The 17,668-nt window shown below is 43.9% G+C and carries 8 protein-coding genes; 6 read left to right on the forward strand and 2 right to left on the reverse strand.

Annotated features, from left to right (window positions below):
- Positions 1-3: 3 nt before the first annotated feature.
- The 6 genes from sov to H9628_RS04320 all read left to right on the forward strand — a co-directional run bounded on the left by sov (position 4) and on the right by H9628_RS04320 (position 14,145).
- Positions 4-7,074, forward strand: coding sequence for a T9SS outer membrane translocon Sov/SprA (sov, locus tag H9628_RS04295; protein WP_394368173.1), 7,071 nt, complete (start codon positions 4-6; stop codon positions 7,072-7,074).
- Positions 7,075-7,258: 184 nt separating this feature from the next.
- Positions 7,259-7,924 carry a GTP cyclohydrolase I FolE gene (gene folE / locus H9628_RS04300; RefSeq protein ID WP_251832878.1) on the forward strand — a complete coding sequence of 222 codons (666 nt, stop codon included), beginning with the start codon at positions 7,259-7,261 and terminating at the stop codon, positions 7,922-7,924.
- A 132-nt stretch (positions 7,925-8,056) separates the two neighbouring features.
- Entirely contained in the window at positions 8,057-9,526 is a 1,470-nt protein-coding gene (gene cysS / locus H9628_RS04305) for a cysteine--tRNA ligase (RefSeq protein ID WP_251832879.1), read from the forward strand.
- Between the two features lie 179 nt (positions 9,527-9,705).
- Positions 9,706-12,363, forward strand: coding sequence for a 4-alpha-glucanotransferase (locus tag H9628_RS04310; protein ID WP_251832880.1), 2,658 nt, complete (start codon positions 9,706-9,708; stop codon positions 12,361-12,363).
- A 251-nt stretch (positions 12,364-12,614) separates the two neighbouring features.
- A complete protein-coding gene (locus H9628_RS04315; RefSeq protein ID WP_251832881.1) occupies positions 12,615-13,556 on the forward strand; it encodes a hypothetical protein in 942 nt (313 codons plus the stop codon).
- A gap of 184 nt (positions 13,557-13,740) precedes the next feature.
- Positions 13,741-14,145 (forward strand): hypothetical protein, encoded by a 405-nt coding sequence (locus tag H9628_RS04320; RefSeq protein WP_251832882.1) that lies wholly within the window; start codon positions 13,741-13,743, stop codon positions 14,143-14,145.
- Between the two features lie 75 nt (positions 14,146-14,220).
- Here the strand turns inward: H9628_RS04320 and H9628_RS04325 are convergent, their stop codons facing one another.
- Both H9628_RS04325 and tilS read right to left on the reverse strand, forming a co-directional pair.
- Positions 14,221-16,296, reverse strand: coding sequence for a protein-disulfide reductase DsbD family protein (locus H9628_RS04325; protein ID WP_251832883.1), 2,076 nt, complete (start codon positions 16,294-16,296; stop codon positions 14,221-14,223).
- 34 nt (positions 16,297-16,330) lie between these two features.
- Positions 16,331-17,635: a tRNA lysidine(34) synthetase TilS gene (gene tilS / locus H9628_RS04330; protein WP_251832884.1), complete on the reverse strand. Its 1,305-nt coding sequence runs from the start codon at positions 17,633-17,635 to the stop codon at positions 16,331-16,333.
- Positions 17,636-17,668 lie beyond the last annotated feature (33 nt).

Genomic DNA, 17,668 nt, shown 5'->3' on the forward strand with positions numbered 1-17,668 from the left:
CATTTGGAGAAGAATACTTTTTTTCAGCATAAATTTTTCGTTTTTGTAATCCTGTTATTCTGCTCTGTTCCGCTTTCGGCCCAGGTAACGCCATCAGACAGCTCGTCTTTGCGTCAGGATTTTTCATTGCCCAATCCTATCAGGTACGATGCATTTTACGATGTATCAAGCAATATGTACGTGCTTTACCCGAAAATCGGGAATATGGTTGTAGGCAATCCGGTTTCAATGACTTCGGAAGAGTATTACCAGTATATGCTGAATAATCAGCTTGCCGAATATTACCGCGAAAAATCTTCCGTAAATAATTTAGGCTACCGAAAAGATAAGACCGATGCGCTGAGTAAAGGTCTTCTGCCAAGTGTAAACATTAAAAACAAACTTTTCGAATCCATATTTGGCGGCAATAAAATCGAATTGATCCCCCAGGGTTTTGCTTCATTTGATATTGGCGGACTTTACCAAAAAATTGACAATCCGTTAATCCTGCCTCAAAACCGAACCAATTTCGCGATAGATATCCAGCAAAGAATTCAGCTCGGACTTTTGGGTAAGGTGGGTGAAAATCTTCAGCTTAAAGCAAACTACGATACACAAAGCGGTTTCGCATTTGAAAACCGGATGAATCTCGTTTGGCAAGCCAAAGGAACCTGGCGTGACTTGCAGTCTAAGGGTTTAAATGACAAAACCACGGGCGGTGAAGATAAAATCATCAAACGTATCGAGTTCGGAAACGTAAACATGCCGCTTTCCACGAGCCTCATCAGAGGTTCGGAGTCGCTTTTTGGTTTAAAGACCGAATTTCAGCTCGGCAAAACCTACGGAACCGTAGTTTTCTCGCAGCAGCAGGGTGAGGCCCGAACCATCGTGGCGCAGGGTGGAGGCGTGATGAATACGTTCAAACTCAATGCGATAGACTACGAAGACAATCAGCACTATTTCCTGAGCCACTACTTTCTGAACAGCTACGATAATGCGCTGCTAAACTATCCGCAAATCAATTCCCGCATCAGCATTACGCGTATCGAAGCGTGGGTTCTTGATCAGGGTTCGGGTAATCTTCAGGATCAAAAAGGGATTTTGGGCATCCGGGATTTGGGTGAAGGCGTATCTGGTTTTCCTGATAACTCACAGAACGGACTTTATCAGGGAATCGTGAATCTTGGTGGTGGAATCCGGGATGTGAATACGGCTTACAACACCATCAACGGACAGTCTTTTCCTAATGCCAACGGCTCACCGGAAACTTATACAGACGGCGAACAGTTTATTTTCAACCGTAAAGCCCGAAAACTTAACCAAAACGAATTTAAATATCATCCGCAGCTCGGTTATATGTCTTTGAATCAAAGGCTGAATGACAATCAGCTGCTGGCGGTCGCATATTCTTACACCTTAAATGGTGATAACAAAGTTTACAAAGTCGGGGAATTTTCGGAGGAAAGTCCGGTTCTTGTCACTAAGCTATTAAAATCAAACATCAAAACCACAACTACAACACCGATGTGGAACTTGATGATGAAAAATATCTACTCGCTGAACTCGAACGATATCAATCAGGATGGATTTTTATTAAATGTTTACCTGCGCGATGCCCAAAACGGAAAAGTGAATTATCTGCCGAACACCTCTGTTCAGGACACTAATTTGCTTAAACTTTTCAATTGGGACCGTCTCAACATGAACAATGACCTGCAGCAGAACGGTTCTGTATCGGGTGACGGTATTTTTGATTTTGTTCCGGGTATCACTATCGATCCCGAAAACGGAAAAGTGATCTTCACCAAAGCCAAACCGTTCGGATCTTATCTGCAAGGTGTTTTAGGCAGCAGCGATCCGAAATTTGTGTTCAATGAACTTTATGACCAGTTTAAGAATGTAGCCTCAGAAAACCGTCTGGCACTGGCATATACACTTGAAGGACGTTTCAAAGGTTCTCAGGGAACCGGCATTTCTCTGGGCGCGATTAACGTTCCGCAGGGTTCGGTGAAAGTTACAGCCAATGGCGTTCAGCTTCAGGAAGGTGTAGATTATACGGTAGATTATATGCTCGGTTCGGTGAATATCATCAATGAAACGGTGAAACAGTCGGGTCAGGCGATTAATATTTCCCTCGAAAACCAGCTTTCATTCAATACACAGCGTAAACGTTTTTTAGGCTTGAACCTCGAACGTAAATTTAATGAGCATCTTACGGTTGGAACTACAGTGGTGAATTATGCCGAAACACCGTTAACACAAAAAGTGAATTTCGGTCAGGAAGCGGTGAATAACACCATGGCTGGTTTCAATATCCTTTATAACAATCAGTTGCCATTCCTCACGAGACTTACAGACAAAATTCCGCTTGTAAATACGGAAGCGCCTTCCAATATTAGTTTTGCCGCAGAAGCAGCGTATCTGATCCCGGGTCAGAACAAAGGTATTGGTGACCAGTCTTATATTGACGATTTCGAACAGACCACTTCAAAAATATCTTTGAAAGAACCTGCGATGTGGAGTTTGGCTTCAAAACCTGAAAAAAATCCGGAGCCTTACTTCCAGAATGGGACTTTGAACGATAACTTAGCGTACGGGAACGGTCGCGGATTGATTACGTGGTACAATATTGACCCGCGTTTCTACGGAATTGGCGGCACCGCGCCAAGCGGCATCAATGCCCAGGCGGTTTCGAACCACGCTTCACGCCGCGTGCAGACGCAGGAACTTTATAATTCGAGGGATTTCGTGGCGGGCGAACAACTGTTCACGAATACTTTCGACATAACTTATTTCCCGGCGGAAAGAGGTCCTTATAACGTAAATCCGGTTGAAGAAAGCACACAGCAGCGCTGGGCCGGACTTATGCGCCCAATTTCGGTTTCGAATTTCATTAATTCAAACATTGAATACGTGGAATTCTGGATGATGGATCCGTATGCTGACGGCAACCCGCTTGGTGCCAATCCTAAACTTTTGCTTCAGCTCGGGAATGTTTCTGAAGATATCCTCAAGGACGGCAAACTGCAATACGAAAATGGCTTGCCAACGCCGAATGTACCGGCAAATACAACAACCACGAACTGGGGAACACAGCCGAACCAATTCCCTGTTCTCTATGCATTCTCTACTGAAAATGAAGAAAGAACAGCGCAGGATTTAGGTTTTGATGGTCTTGATGCACTTGGCGAGCAGGAAAAATTTGGCACCAATTTCATCAATCCTGTAAAGAACACGCCCGATCCGGCCTCAGATGACTTCGTTTTTTATCTTTCAGATAAATTCCAGGGTGTTCAGGCATCATCGCTGACGGAACGTTACAAATATTTCCGCAACCCGGAAGGAAACTCCCAGAGCAACAGCCTCGAAGTAGCCACGCAAACACCGGATGCTGAAGATATCAACCGCGATTACAACCTTGACCAGAACGAAAATTATACGCAATACACCATTAATCTTGATAAGGCCAGTCTTGCAAAAGGTCAGAAATTCATCGTAGATGAAAAAGAAGTGGAGGTAAAATTCCAGAACGGGCAGACGGGCAGCAACAAATGGTACCTCTTCCGGATCCCTGTGACGCAGTTCGATGACGACCCGAATGCCGGTGGCGTGCGTGATCTGTCAATATTAAATAATGTACGTTTTGCGAGAATGCTTCTTACAGGTTTTGACCAAACTTCTACGGTTCGTTTCGGAACTTTAGACCTTGTTCGCAGCGATTGGAGAAAATACACCAAAGACATCGCGGCCTTAGGAAATGACAGCGAAGGTGTAAACCAGATCGACAATAAAAATCTGGATGTAGGAAGTGTGAATCTTGAAGAAAACGGCCTGAACCAGCCGCCATACGTCTTGCCTCCGGGAATCGACAGACAGATCCTCAGTGGAAATGCCGGCGCACAGAGACAGAACGAAGCATCATTATATTTAAAGGCGGCGCCGATGGAACCGAAAACGTCACGTGGTGTGTTCAAAAATGTTGCACTGGATATGCGCCGTTACAAAAAACTTGAGCTTTTCGTGCATGCGGAAGACCTTCGTGATGTGAGCAGCAGCCGGGTTGATCCTGATGCCAAATTCTTCATCCGTTTTGGTAGCGATGCGACGGACAACTATTATGAATATGAAACTTCGCTGAAATACACCGCGAAAAACGCTACTTCACCGCTTGAAATCTGGCCTTCTGAAAACAATGTGGATCTTATGATTCAAAGTTTCGTGGATGCAAAACTTCGCCGCGACGGAAATGACCAGATTCAGATCGATGAAAGAACAGAAGATTTCAAATTCGGAAGTTTGGATCCGGATAAGAAGATCTTCATCAAAGGTCGCCCAAGTCTCGGAAATGTAACGACTATTATGCTCGGGATGCGAAACAACGCCACAGCCGAAACAAAAGAAGTAGTTTTGTGGGTGAATGAGATCCGGCTTTCGGAAATCGAAAACAAAGGTGGCTACGCCGGAAACGCAAGCCTTAATTTCAATCTTGGGGATTTTGCACTGGTAAACGCTAACGCGTCTTACTCTACAATCGGCTTTGGAGGAATCACTGAAAAGCCGGCGGAAAGGGCACAATCTACCTTATCAGCTTACAACGTAAACACTACGGTGAACGTAGATAAATTCCTGCCGGAAAAATTAGGGATAAAAATTCCGGTGAATTACTCCTATACGCAGACCATCGAAGATCCAAAGTACAACCCACTTGATAATGATGTGACCTTCGAGGAGGCGCCAAACAAAGACGAACTGAAAACTGTCGCGCGAACTTACACGCAGCAGCGAAGCATAGGTGTGGTGAACATGCGCAAAGAACGTATGAATGCCGCCAAAAAACCGAAATTCTATGACGTGGAGAATCTTTCACTTACTACGGTTTATAATGACGATTATTACCGTGACGTTTATACCAAGAAAAACTATAGACAATATCTTCGCGGCTATGTAGATTACAACTACAATTTCAAACCATGGGTGCTCCGTCCGTTTAACAAAATCGTAAGCGATACCGCGAAATCTTACAAATATTTAAGGTTTATTAAAGAAGTCAACTTTAATCCGGTTCCGACGCGCTTGTCCTTCAGAACAGAAATTGACAGGAATTATAACGAGCTTGAATTCAGGAATATTGAAGCCATATTAAACGGAACCGGCGGACAGAATTTCGATGTGATCAAAAACCGGAATTTCTATTTCGGCTGGCAGTATGGTTTAGGATTTAATTTTACTAAATCTCTGAAACTTGAGATCAATTCGGCCATGCGTACGCTGAACGATCACCTCAACGTGGCGGATATGAACTCGAAATCGATATTCTCTGATCCGTTGCGTGCAGGCCGTCCGGTACTTTACAACCACCGCGTGCAGCTGAACTACCGCTTCCCGTTCGAATATTTGCCGTATCTCGACTTTATCAACGCAGAACTCGGCTATGGATTCACCTATAACTGGAATGCGCGGAGTACAGTGATGACAGGCTTTACGAATCCGGAAACCGGTATCAGTGAAAGCTTGGGAAGCATTGGGCAGAATACAAATAATGTGGTTGCAACTTCAACTGTTGATGTGCCTAAATTCTTCAGTAAGTTTAAATATTTCCAGAATATCAACGCCACGATGCAGAAACGCAAGCAGGAAATAGATTCCCTGAACAATGTTTACAACCTTGCGTGGCAGAAGAAAAATTCGAAACGGAACTTCAAATCCTACAAGTTTAAAAACAAACTGAACCCCATGCAGAGCATCGCGTATGCATTGACTTCGATAAAACAGCTTGACATTTCGTACAACGAAAACAACGGGACTGTGCTTCCGGGACTGCTTTCTGCGCCAAACTGGTATGGTTACGGCCAGACTTTGGGAGGCCCGACGTACGGATTCCTTTTAGGTTCGCAGGCGGATATCCGCAGAACGGTAATTGAAAACGGCTGGATCTCAGATTCTCCGTATATGAATGATCCGTACACGCAGCTGAAGAACCAAAACTTCCTCGCGAATGTGCAGATCGTGCCTGTGAATGAGTTCAGGATTGATGTAAATTTCCTTAAAAATTACAACAGCATCTTCACGCAGGGCGGTTATAATGTGGATGCAGATTCTAATCCGGCGAACGGTTTCCAGTTCTCTTTCGGTACGGATATGATCACGTATTCGCGCACTGCATGGACATTCGGAACGGCGTTCCAGGACGGCACAAACATCTACGAAACGATGGTGAATAACGCCCGCCAGATTTATCAGCAAACGGGTGCGTCCTACAACGAAGCTGAGTTTGCAGCCGGAAAAGGTCTTGGCAATGCGTATATTTTGATTCCGGCCTTCCAGGCGGCAATCGAAGGTAAATCTGTAAACGGTGAGCTCACGGATCCTAAAAAATCCGGCTTCCCGCTGCCGAACTGGCGTGTGACGTATTCAGGGCTTAAAAATATCCCGTTGGTGAACAGCCAGTTCTCTAAATTCGATATTCTTCACGGCTACAGTTCTACTTACACCGCTTCCGGGATCCAGTCGAGCGTTGACTATTATAACCTTCAAAACAATGCGGATGCGCCGAGATTTGATACTTTCGGGAATGAATTTAATCCGTACACGTTCTCGCAGGTCGGTTATGTGGAAACTTTCGCACCACTTATCGGTGCTGACGTTACCATGCGGAACAACATGCAGTTCCGTGCGCAGTATAACCGTGACCGTATGTATATGCTCGGACTCATCAATCATACTCTCACCGAAGACGCGGGTAATGAGTATATCGTAGGTTTTGGTTATATACTGAAAGATTTGAAGATGAAAATCAACTTTAAAGGTAAGGCCCGAAACATCAAGAGTGACCTCAATATCCGCGGAGATTTCTCACTTAGAGACAGCCAAACACGCATCACGAACATCCTGCAGAATGATTCTCAGGTGACGGGCGGACAGCGTATGATGAGCGTGAAAATTTCGGCGGACTATAATATGTCGCAGAATTTTAATCTAAGGTTTTTCTACGACCAGCTGCTCACGAAGTATAAAATTTCGACCTCCTTCCCGCTATCAACAATTCGGGCCGGAATATCGGCCACATTCACCTTCTCGGGTGCAGGCGGATTTTAATCAAACTAAAACTCAGGACTTCAGTTCTGAGTTTTTTTATTCTTAATGTTACCTGTGAAGCGTTTTTAATTTCTGTTCGACTCCCGACATTTATTTTTTCGCAAGGCAGAGCATTTCACACAACCGCCGTACGCGTAAGGTTTAAAAAGATTAAATCGTTAAATTTGTCCTTTATAATTCAAATATGAACCAGGATATCGATAACGACGATGATGTATTCACGGGAAAAGAGCATACGCCATTGCGCGATGACGCTTTCAGCAAAACGCCCGCGGAAAAAATGGAGATTATCCAGCACCATTTCCACCAGATTATGGAAACTTTAGGTCTGGATATGACAGACGATTCATTGAAAGATTCTCCAAAACGCGTCGCAAAGATGTACGTAAACGAAATTTTCGGTGGTCTTCTACCGGAGAACAGACCCGGAATCTCTACATTTTCGAATAAATACAAATACCGCCAGATGCTGGTGGAAAAAGATATCACGGTGTATTCTTTTTGCGAGCATCATTTTCTGCCGATCATCGGTCGCGCACATGTGGCCTATATCTCAAATGGCGAGGTGATTGGTCTTTCAAAAATCAACAGATTGGTTGATTATTATGCACGGCGCCCGCAGGTTCAGGAAAGGCTGACGATGCAGATCGTTGATGCATTAAAATCTGCCCTGAATACCAAAGATGTTGCTTGTATTATTGATGCGAAACATCTGTGCGTAAACTGCCGCGGCATAAAAGATACAGCCAGCTCAACTATCACCGCAGAACTCAGCGGCATCTTCCGGACGAATCCAATCACGCGCCAGGAATTCCTGCATTATGTGGGTAGCCACGCAAAACTAGATTAGAATTAATTTGAATATGGTGATTTGATGATTTGAGAATGTGTGAATTTAAAAATGTGAAGATTGCTTTAATGGCAAGCGCATTTTTTAATTTTTAAACATTCTTGAACGAACTTAAACCTAGAACAGAAACCGATGACCTTAAAAATATACAATTCCCTTAGCGGCGAAAAAGAAGTCTTCAAACCCATCAATCCGAAAACCATCGGCATGTATGTCTGCGGTCCTACGGTTTACAGCAATGTGCATCTCGGCAACGTGCGCACCTTCATGTCCTTCGATTTTATTTTCCGCTCACTTACCCATCTCGGCTACAACGTACGTTATGTGCGGAATATCACCGATGCCGGACATTTGACCGATGATGGCGATGTGGATAATGATCGTTTCGTGAAGCAATCGCGGCTCGAGAAACTGGAACCGATGGAGATCGTGCAGAAATACACGGTAGATTTCCACAAAGTTCTGGATGTTTTCAATTTGCTGCCGCCAACCATTGAGCCAACTGCGACGGGACATATCCTCGAACAGATTGAACTCACCCAAAAGCTCATCGACAGCGGATTCGCGTACGAGAGCAATGGTTCGGTGTACTTTGATGTGGCAGCTTATAACGAACGTGGACTGAACTACGGTGAACTTTCGCGCAGAAATATTGAAGAACTCTTCGCGAATACCCGCGATCTTGATGGGCAAAACGAAAAGAAAAACCCGCAGGACTTCGCGCTTTGGAAAGCCGCGTCACCAGCACACATCATGCGCTGGAATTCGCCGTGGGGCGAAGGTTTTCCCGGCTGGCACCTTGAATGTACGGCGATGTCAACCAAATATTTAGGTGAGAACTTCGATATACACGGTGGCGGGATGGACCTTAAATTTCCGCACCACGAATGTGAAATAGCGCAGGGGAAAGCCTGCAACGGCGTGTCACCTGTGAATTATTGGCTTCATGCCAACATGCTTACCATGAACGGCCAGCGCATGAGCAAATCAACCGGAAACTACATCCTGCCAATGGAACTGGTATCGGGCAGCAACGATTTTTTTGACAAAGCTTTTGATCCGTCGGTTGTAAGGTTCAATTTCCTGCAGGCGCATTACCGCAGTGTGCTCGATATTTCGAACGAGGCGATGCTGGCGAGCGAGAAAGGCTACCAAAGGCTGATGGAAGCGGTGAAAATCGTGTCTGAGTTCGATGAAAGCAGTTGTAAATCTCAGTCAACTTTTGATCTTAAAACGTGGAAAGACAAATGTTATGAAGCGCTTACGGACGATTTTAATTCGCCGATATTGATCTCGCATCTTTTTGAGGCTGTCAACTTTATATTTAAACTTAAAGATGATAAGGAGAGCTTAGCACTTGAAGATTTCAAGGAACTACAAACCTTGCTGAACGGATTTGTGATTGATGTACTCGGTCTGAAAACCACTGAGGAAAGTAACCCCGAAAAGCTTGATCAGGCCCTTCAGGTATTGATTGAGCTTCGGAACCAGGCACGCAAAGCCAAAAACTTTGAACTTTCAGACCAAATACGCGACCGGCTGCTGGCTGAAGGTATTGAGCTGAAAGACGGCCGCGAAGGAACCACATATTCACTTTTTTAAACTGTTCTTAATCTATCATAGACTTCCGGAAAACCTGTTTTTCCGGAAGTTTTTCTTTGTAGGAATAATTATTCTCTTTAAACAAGTGATTTTCAATAGCTAAGGACTTTAAATTTAATACTGAAAACTCCAGAAAAAAGGGCGTAAATTCCTAAATTGCAGAACAAATTACGTTTAAAATGAAACTATTTTTCAGTATTAATTTCCAGACGAAGGTTGGTGAGAATCTGCAGCTCCTTATCATTGAAAATCAGCACGTAAGCAAGATTTTTCCGCTTTCATATGCCGGTCACGGTAACTGGGAAGCAGAACTCGACTATTTCACACGAAATATTTCGTACCGGTATCAGGTTACGGACAACACTGGCAATGTCCTGGATGAAGAATTCAAGTTGCATCAGCTCGATTTTCCTTATCAGTATGATGAGTTTGTAATCTATGATGTCTGGAATCTGAAAAACTTTCCGGAAAATTACCTTAACAACAAAATCCTGAAGAATAAATTAAGTGGTTTTAAGGCTTCGAAACTGCCGGTTCTGAAGAGACATACGCACCTGTTTCGTCTTGAGGCGCCAATTTATAATCCGAATTGGCAGGTTGTGCTTTTGGGTGATGGCAAAGCTCTAGGCAACTGGGAATATTTTAAGACCGTGCCGATGACACAGACCGATTTTGGTGTTTGGGAAGCGGCAATCGAAACTACAGAAAGCAAAGGATTTCAATATAAATATGGCTTAAAGGATCTGCAGTCCGGCGAAGTCTTCGATATTGAATATGGTGAAAACCGCTTCGCAGGGGGAAATACAGAGAAAAATATACTTCAGATCAATGCGGATCACTTTTTCAGGTTCAAAGGTTTTGAGATGTGGCATGCGGCCGGCGTCGCGGTGCCTGTTTTCGCATTAAGAACAGCAAACGGATTTGGTGTAGGCGAATTTGCTGACCTCAAAGACCTTGCAAACTGGGCTAAAGAAACCAGCCTTTCGGTGCTGCAAATCTTACCGATAAACGATACCACGGCAAATTATACCTGGACGGATTCTTATCCGTACGCCGCAATTTCGGTATACGCGCTGCATCCGCAATACCTTGCACTTGAAAATCTTTCTTATACGTTGCCCGAGGATGTGCTTGAAGCATTTAAAAATGAAAAAAATGAGCTGAACGAACTTGGTCTCATAGATTATGAAAGGATGATCCGTGGCAAATGGAAATACATTAACGCTACTTTTGAAGCCAATAAAACCGAAATTTTAAAAGACCGCGCGTTTAAAAAGTTCCTGAAGGAGAATGAAGCGTGGCTCTTGCCGTACGCGGCTTTCTGTGTTCAAAGAGATAAATACAGTACACCCGATTTTAATCTTTGGAAAACGCACCGGAAGTACATTCCGGGCAAAGTTGCACAGTTTTTCAGCCCGAAAAGCAAAGATTTTGAGGCCACAATGCTGCACGCCTGGGTTCAGTTTCAGCTTCATCTGCAATTGAAAGATGCGATAGACTATACGCATCAACTAGGGATTTCGGTGAAGGGAGATTTACCAATCGGTATTTATCGCCATTCTGTGGAAGCCTGGACGGAACCGAATCTTTTCGGTATGGATTTCCAGGCCGGTGCACCGCCAGATCAGTTTACGGAACTCGGACAAAACTGGGAATTCCCAACGTACAACTGGGAGGCGATGAAAGCAGACGGTTACCGATGGTGGAAAAACCGCTTCAAAGCGTTAGAGCAATATTTTGATGCGATGCGAATCGACCATATCCTTGGATTTTTCCGGATTTGGCGGATGCCGATGGACGCCACGCAGGGGATTTTAGGCTATTTCTACCCGGCTTTACCGGTGACACGGGCTGAATTCGGTACAAGGGATATCGCATTTGATGAGGACCGATTTTGCAAGCCGTTCATTAATGATCAAGTCCTTTGGGATGAATTTGGCAATGAGCGTGATGCAATTCATAATCAGTTTATGAATAATCATTTTAACGGGACGTACAGTTTTAAAGATGAATTTAATTCCCAAAGAAAGCTCACCAACTATTTTAAGCAAAATCCACATCCGTGGGCAGAGGAAAAGCTTATTTCGCTATGTGCGAATGTTCTTTTTCTGAAGGAAACCAAAGATGATGGCGAAACAGTCTATCATCCGCGGTTTAATTTTGCCCAAACGAAATCATTTCAATATTTGCCGGATGCGGATAAAGGAAAACTACAGGATCTCTACAACGATTATTTCTTCCGCCGGCAAGATGGTCTGTGGTACCGAATGGCAATGGAAAAGCTCCCGATGATCCTTAATGCGACAGATATGCTGATCTGCGGTGAAGACCTCGGCCTTGTACCGGAATCGGTTCCGCTCGTGATGGACCGTTTGGCGATCACCGCTCTGAAAGTACAGCGTATGCCTTCCGACGATGTGGCCTGGTATGACCCCAAAAATGCTTCGTACATGAACGTGGTGACGGCGAGTTCTCATGACAGTTCTACTTTGCGGCAGTGGTGGCATGAGGATCGGGAACTGACGCAGCAATACTTCCGCTATCAGCTTGGCCAAGCCGGAACCGCACCTGAAAACCTGGAACCGGAGCTCGCGGAGATCATTATGAAGCAGCATCTTTATAATGAAGCGATGCTTGCCATATTTCCAATCCAGGAGTTTTTGGCGACCGATTCTGCGCTTACACGTGAAAACATGGACGAAGAAAGGATCAACAATCCAGCGGTTTTCCCACATTACTGGCGTTACAGGATGCATCTCAACCTTGAATCTTTGCTGACTGAGACGGATTTTAATACGAAGATTGCAGGTTGGGTGAAAGATTCGAACAGATTTTAAATTTATTTTAAGAATTTAGATAAAAAACGGCTCAACAACAGCTTATTTTTTACAATTTGAAAATCAGCTTATTAGCTGAAATTAACAGGAAGTTAGACCCCCGGGTTTAACTTCTTTTTTAGTTCGCAATCCAACATAAGCATGCTGCCCGTAAAGTATTTACTTATAGCGTGTTAGGCTGTTTTTAATGTTTGTTTTGGCATGTTATTCTTATAGCCTTCAGCGAACAGCAATTTAAAGCAATATTTGAAATGAAAAAATTACTTTTTGGACTTGCAGTGGTTTTCAGCAGCTGGATGTCCGCACAGATTTATCAGGATTATTATCCTACCTCCGGAAGTTCGGTGGGTTATTACGAAGAATATGACGACGAGTTTTACTTTCCGGACGATTATTATTATGAATATCCCTCAGATTATTATACGCAGGATTTCTACAGGTCTTACTATGATGATTATCGCCGCAGTATCTATGATGTGAACTGGAACCGGTTCTTCTCTATGTACAGACTGTCTCCATGGCAAATCCGCGAGATCATGATGCTCAACGACCAGTTCCAGTCCTATAACGCGTGGAATTCCTTCTACCGCTATAATCCGGACCGTTGGTATTATGACCGTTTCTACGCACTTGAGCGAATTCTCGGGCCGCGGATTTTTGTAATCTTCCAGAATAATTATTATCACGGATACAATCCTGTGATTTATTATCAGAATTACCGCCGTCAGCACTATGCGCCGCACGTGTATATTGTGCCACGCTACCGGAATATAAATGTAAACCGCTACCGCGTAGACCGTGTTCAGTATCATAAAACCAATCCGCGCCAGAAAATTGGCTTCCGTGATACCCCTGGAAATGCAAATGCGCAAAATGTCGCGCCGCGGGCAAATGGTTTCCGTGATCATTCTACACCGAACACGGCGGATACAAAAGGTTTGAGAAACGGAACGGCGCCGGCGCCACGCACTGCTCCTCGTCAAAATGATAATACAAGACAAAACGGAATGCGCACGCCAAACGAATCTCTGCGCAATGACAGTGGTTTCAGAAATGATAACAACTCGGGCAACACCAAAGCTCCGTTGAGAAAAATGGAAAACAGTGCACCGAGCCCGCGTCAGCAGTCTCCCGCAACGGGAAATCCGGGTATGTCAGCCGGAACGCCTGGGATGAGGCTTACTTCAAGATAAGTGTTTAGGTTAAGTTATATTGATGTGTTTTTTGAGAGCAACCGTTTTTTGAGCGGTTGCTTTCTTTTTTTATTCATGTCTGTAACATAAAGTTTAAAAACTTAAAAATAAATTGAGTTCGGATTTAACCTAAACAAGCATTCAGTATCAAAACCTCAAATTACCAATAATAAAATTTTTAAAAATGAAAAAGTTATTTTTAAGTGCAGCATTCGTAGCAATCGGAACTTTCGCGATGGCACAGCAGTCTCCAGTGATGCAAAAGAAAGATCCGGCTCAAATGGAGAAGATGAGACAGGAAAAAATGAAGCAGATGCAGACCGAGCTACAGCTTTCTGATGCTCAGGTAACCAAAATAAAAGAGTTACAGGACAAAAGAATGGCCGAAAGAAAGCAAGTTGCTCCTCAAATGCAGGCGGAAAGAAAAGCGAAGATGGAGCATATGAAAGCAAAGCGTGAGGCGATGAACGAGGAAATGCGACAAATCCTTACGCCGGCACAGTACCAAAAATGGGAAGCTAACAAAAAGGCAAAAATGCAGGCGCGACAAGGCAAGATGCAGATGAAAAGAATGCCGGCGGCCAACTAAAGTGTATTTCTCACTAAACTAAAAAAGCGGAAAAGAAATTTTCCGCTTTTTGTTTTTGTAATATGAGCTTGTAATTTATTCGGCTGACTTTGAATTTTTAAAGTATTCAATTCCACACGTGAGAAATGCCTTGAAATCTTCCTTAGACATATATCCACTCACCGGCGTGTTGATCACCTTTCCGTCCGGCATCAGCAAGACATAATGCGGTTGCGAATTATTATTAAAGTTTATCTGCTGGAAAAGGCTCCATTTATCACCGATGGTTTTTATCCTTTTACGCTGACCGTTGCCCATGTCAATTGAAATCTGCTCATTTTCGGGCAGCGCTTCCTTATCATCAACATACAGTGATGCCAGCACCAGATCGTTCTGAAGAATCGGCAGGATATCAGGCTCACTCCACACGAACTCTTCCATCTTACGGCAGTTTTCGCAACCGTAACCGGTGAAGTCGATTAACAGTGGTTTATTTTCTTTTTTGGCAAGTTCAATGGCATCAAAATAATCGTGCGAAGGATGCATGCCCAGAATTCCGTCTTCTTCGTTGTGAAGATAACTCACATTGATCGGGGGCAAGATTCCGCTCAAATGCTGGAGTTTTGGTCGGTCACCCGGAATTAATCCCTGCAACAGATAAATGATGAAACCGATGCCGAGGAAGCCGATGATCTTGCGGGTAAGCGAAATCTGTGGTTTTTTGTCGTCGTGAGGAAAACGAATTTTTCCAAACAGATACAGCACCAAACCGATCGCGATGAGGATCCACAGCACGATAAAAAGTTCTCTTTTGAGGAAGAATGTCTTCGAAACCAAATCTGCTTTTGATAAGAACTTCAAGGCAAGGCCAAGTTCAATAAATCCTAAAACCACTTTTACGGTGTTCATCCAACCTCCCGATTTTGGCAGATTCTGAAGTGCCTGTGGAAACAGTGCTAACAGACCAAAAACAATCGCCCAGCTAAGACCAAAACCTGCAAGTGCAAGCGTCAAAAGCATCGGAACGTCTGCCGAACCGGTTACTGCGCTGCCCAGCAAACTTCCGAGGATGGGTCCGGTACATGAAAATGACACGATTACCAATGTCAGCGCCATGAAGAAAATCCCGATGATTCCGCCCGCATCTTCTGCCTTTGATGAACGGTTTGCGATCGCACTCGGCAATGTGATGTCATAATAGCCAAAGAAACTTCCGGCAAAAAACAGGAAGATGATGAAAAAGGCCACATTCAGCCAAACACTTGTTGAAATCTGGTTGAAAATATTACCCGCGATTCCGTCGATGATGTGGAACGGAACGCTTAACAGCACAAAAATCAACAGGATGAAAAATCCGTAGATAATCGCGTCGCGCTTTCCTTTTGATTTGTTTAAAGTTCCCTTGGTGAAAAACGAAACAGTAAGTGGAATCATCGGGAAAACGCATGGTGTAAGCAAGGCGATCAGCCCACCGATGAAACCGAGCAGAAGGTAGGTCGAGAAATTCTCCGAATTTTGTGGTGCTTCCGTCCCGCAGTTTGTCAGCGGATTCTGAAAGTCGATGGTCGCCACCTTCAGGTCTTTTTTGTTTTCCGTCACAATCTTAGAAGCAGCAACTGGAGCTTCCTCAGGTGCGGCGGTAATAGCGGAGTCAGCGGTTTGCGTCACTTCAGCCGGTACTTCTACTTCTTCGGAACTTCCTGCAGCCGCGGTAGGTTTGATGGTTTGATCAAATTCCAGCGTATTTGGCGCGAGACAGATTCGGTCATCACACGTCATGTAGGTGATTTCAGCGGTTACCGTCGCTGGCGCCGCATTATTTTTAAGCCGGAATTTTTGTTTGAATAGTGCCCGGTCGGAATAATAAACGATTTGCACCCCGAATGCTTCTGAAAACTCGTCATGCTTTTTACCTACTTCCACCACGCCACCGATCAGTTCGATTCCCTGTTTTGAGCGTACGATCATTTCCGTTGGGATGCCGGAATCTGGCGGAAGGTCTTTGGAATATATCTTCCAGTTTTTGTCGATTGTTGCTGTCAGTACAGCCTCGTATTCGTTATTTGGAAGTGGATTGACGCTGTAGCTGAATTTTACCGGATTTTTTATTTGAGCCGCGAAAACCTGTGAGAGAAATAGTAAAGAGAGAACTAAGAAATGCTTTAATTTCATTATAAATATCGCTTTTGTGCGGCTGAAATGCCTGCTATAGTGTAATCAGAATTTTATTTTGGCAGTCTTCACCTGCGGCGAAACGCCGGTCTTGCCGAAGCGGAACAATGCCTAAAACATTGTTGTTACCGTCTGTGAGGAGCCAAATATTTTGCTGCGCAAAGGTAGGCAATTTTTCGTCCTTAAAAAACTTGGCAACGGTCTTGCGGCCGCTCATCCCGACCGGACAAATTAGGTCTCCAGATGCTTTTTTCCGGAGTTTGAGCGGAAAACTGATCTTTGAAACATCGATTTCCCACTGTGTTTTTTTAGAAGTCTTTTGCTTGTTGATTATTTGCTTCAAATTTATACAGCGGTTTTCGGGTAAAGATTCAGCGACGGTAATCTCCTCGTTTTTCAAATCTGATTCTAAAGGATTTTGATCTTTGATGATTAAAAAATCCCGGTCAACTTCAAGTATAAACGTTGGCGAACGGAAGATCTTACCTTTTGGTGCGGCAAGAATTTTTTTGATTTCTTTGACGGCTTCAAATCCGTATTTCCGAAGGATTTCAAAATGTACAAAATCGCTTTGTTGTCCTAATTTTTGCTTGTCGACCAAGACGGATCCGTCACGGTGTGTGATCAGTTTGCTTTCAATTGCAAGGATTTGTTGTGCAACAAAATCGTTGGTTTGGTTCAGAAACCCAAGGCTTTTAGAGAAATTCTGAAGAAAATTCGGGTTCATCTTATTAAGTGCAGGCACGATTTCGTTTCGGATAAAATTTCGCTGATAGTCGTTTTTTTTGTTAGACAAGTCCTCGCGAAATGTGACATTTTCCACCTTTGCAAATTCGTAGATTTCCTCTTTTTTAAATAAAAGTAAAGGTCTGATAACTCCGTTTTTGTTCGCCGGAATGGCCGAAAGTCCCTGCAGACCGGCCGCGCGGCTAAGATTAATGACAAAAGTTTCAAGCTGGTCATTCAGGTGATGCGCGGTTACAAGGTAATTGAACCCGTTGGAATCCTTAATTTCCTTAAAAAAGCGATACCGTAGATCTCTGGCCCAAACCTGAATGGAACCTTCGGGTTTTTCGTCCTTTACTGAGACTTCATACACGTGCAGCGGAATTTCATTTAAGGTGCAAAACTCTTCAACCAACCTTTGATCAGCATCAGAATCTTCACCACGCAATTTATAGTTGACATGCGCTGCATGAAACTTCAGACCTGCTTTCAGAAACAGGTTTAGAAGCACCATCGAATCGGCGCCACCACTTACCGCCAATAGGTAAGTGGAATTTTCAGCATCTGCTGCAAGTTGATTCAATTTCTCGCGGAAAGTGGCTTCAGTAAGCAATTTTTAAGGAATATTTAGCAAAGATAATTCTTC

This window comes from Kaistella pullorum (assembly GCF_014837035.1).
Classification (GTDB): domain Bacteria; phylum Bacteroidota; class Bacteroidia; order Flavobacteriales; family Weeksellaceae; genus Kaistella; species Kaistella rhinocerotis.

What these genes read in the sequence shown, in the direction of transcription:
- H9628_RS04320 (WP_251832882.1), top strand. Translation starts at nt 13,741, where the DNA reads ATGAAAAAGTTATTTTTAAGTGCAGCATTCGTAGCAATCGGAACTTTC.
- H9628_RS04310 (WP_251832880.1), top strand. Translation starts at nt 9,706, where the DNA reads ATGAAACTATTTTTCAGTATTAATTTCCAGACGAAGGTTGGTGAGAAT.
- folE (WP_251832878.1), top strand. Translation starts at nt 7,259, where the DNA reads ATGAACCAGGATATCGATAACGACGATGATGTATTCACGGGAAAAGAG.
- H9628_RS04325 (WP_251832883.1), bottom strand. Translation starts at nt 16,296, where the DNA reads ATGAAATTAAAGCATTTCTTAGTTCTCTCTTTACTATTTCTCTCACAG.
- H9628_RS04315 (WP_251832881.1), top strand. Translation starts at nt 12,615, where the DNA reads ATGAAAAAATTACTTTTTGGACTTGCAGTGGTTTTCAGCAGCTGGATG.
- cysS (WP_251832879.1), top strand. Translation starts at nt 8,057, where the DNA reads ATGACCTTAAAAATATACAATTCCCTTAGCGGCGAAAAAGAAGTCTTC.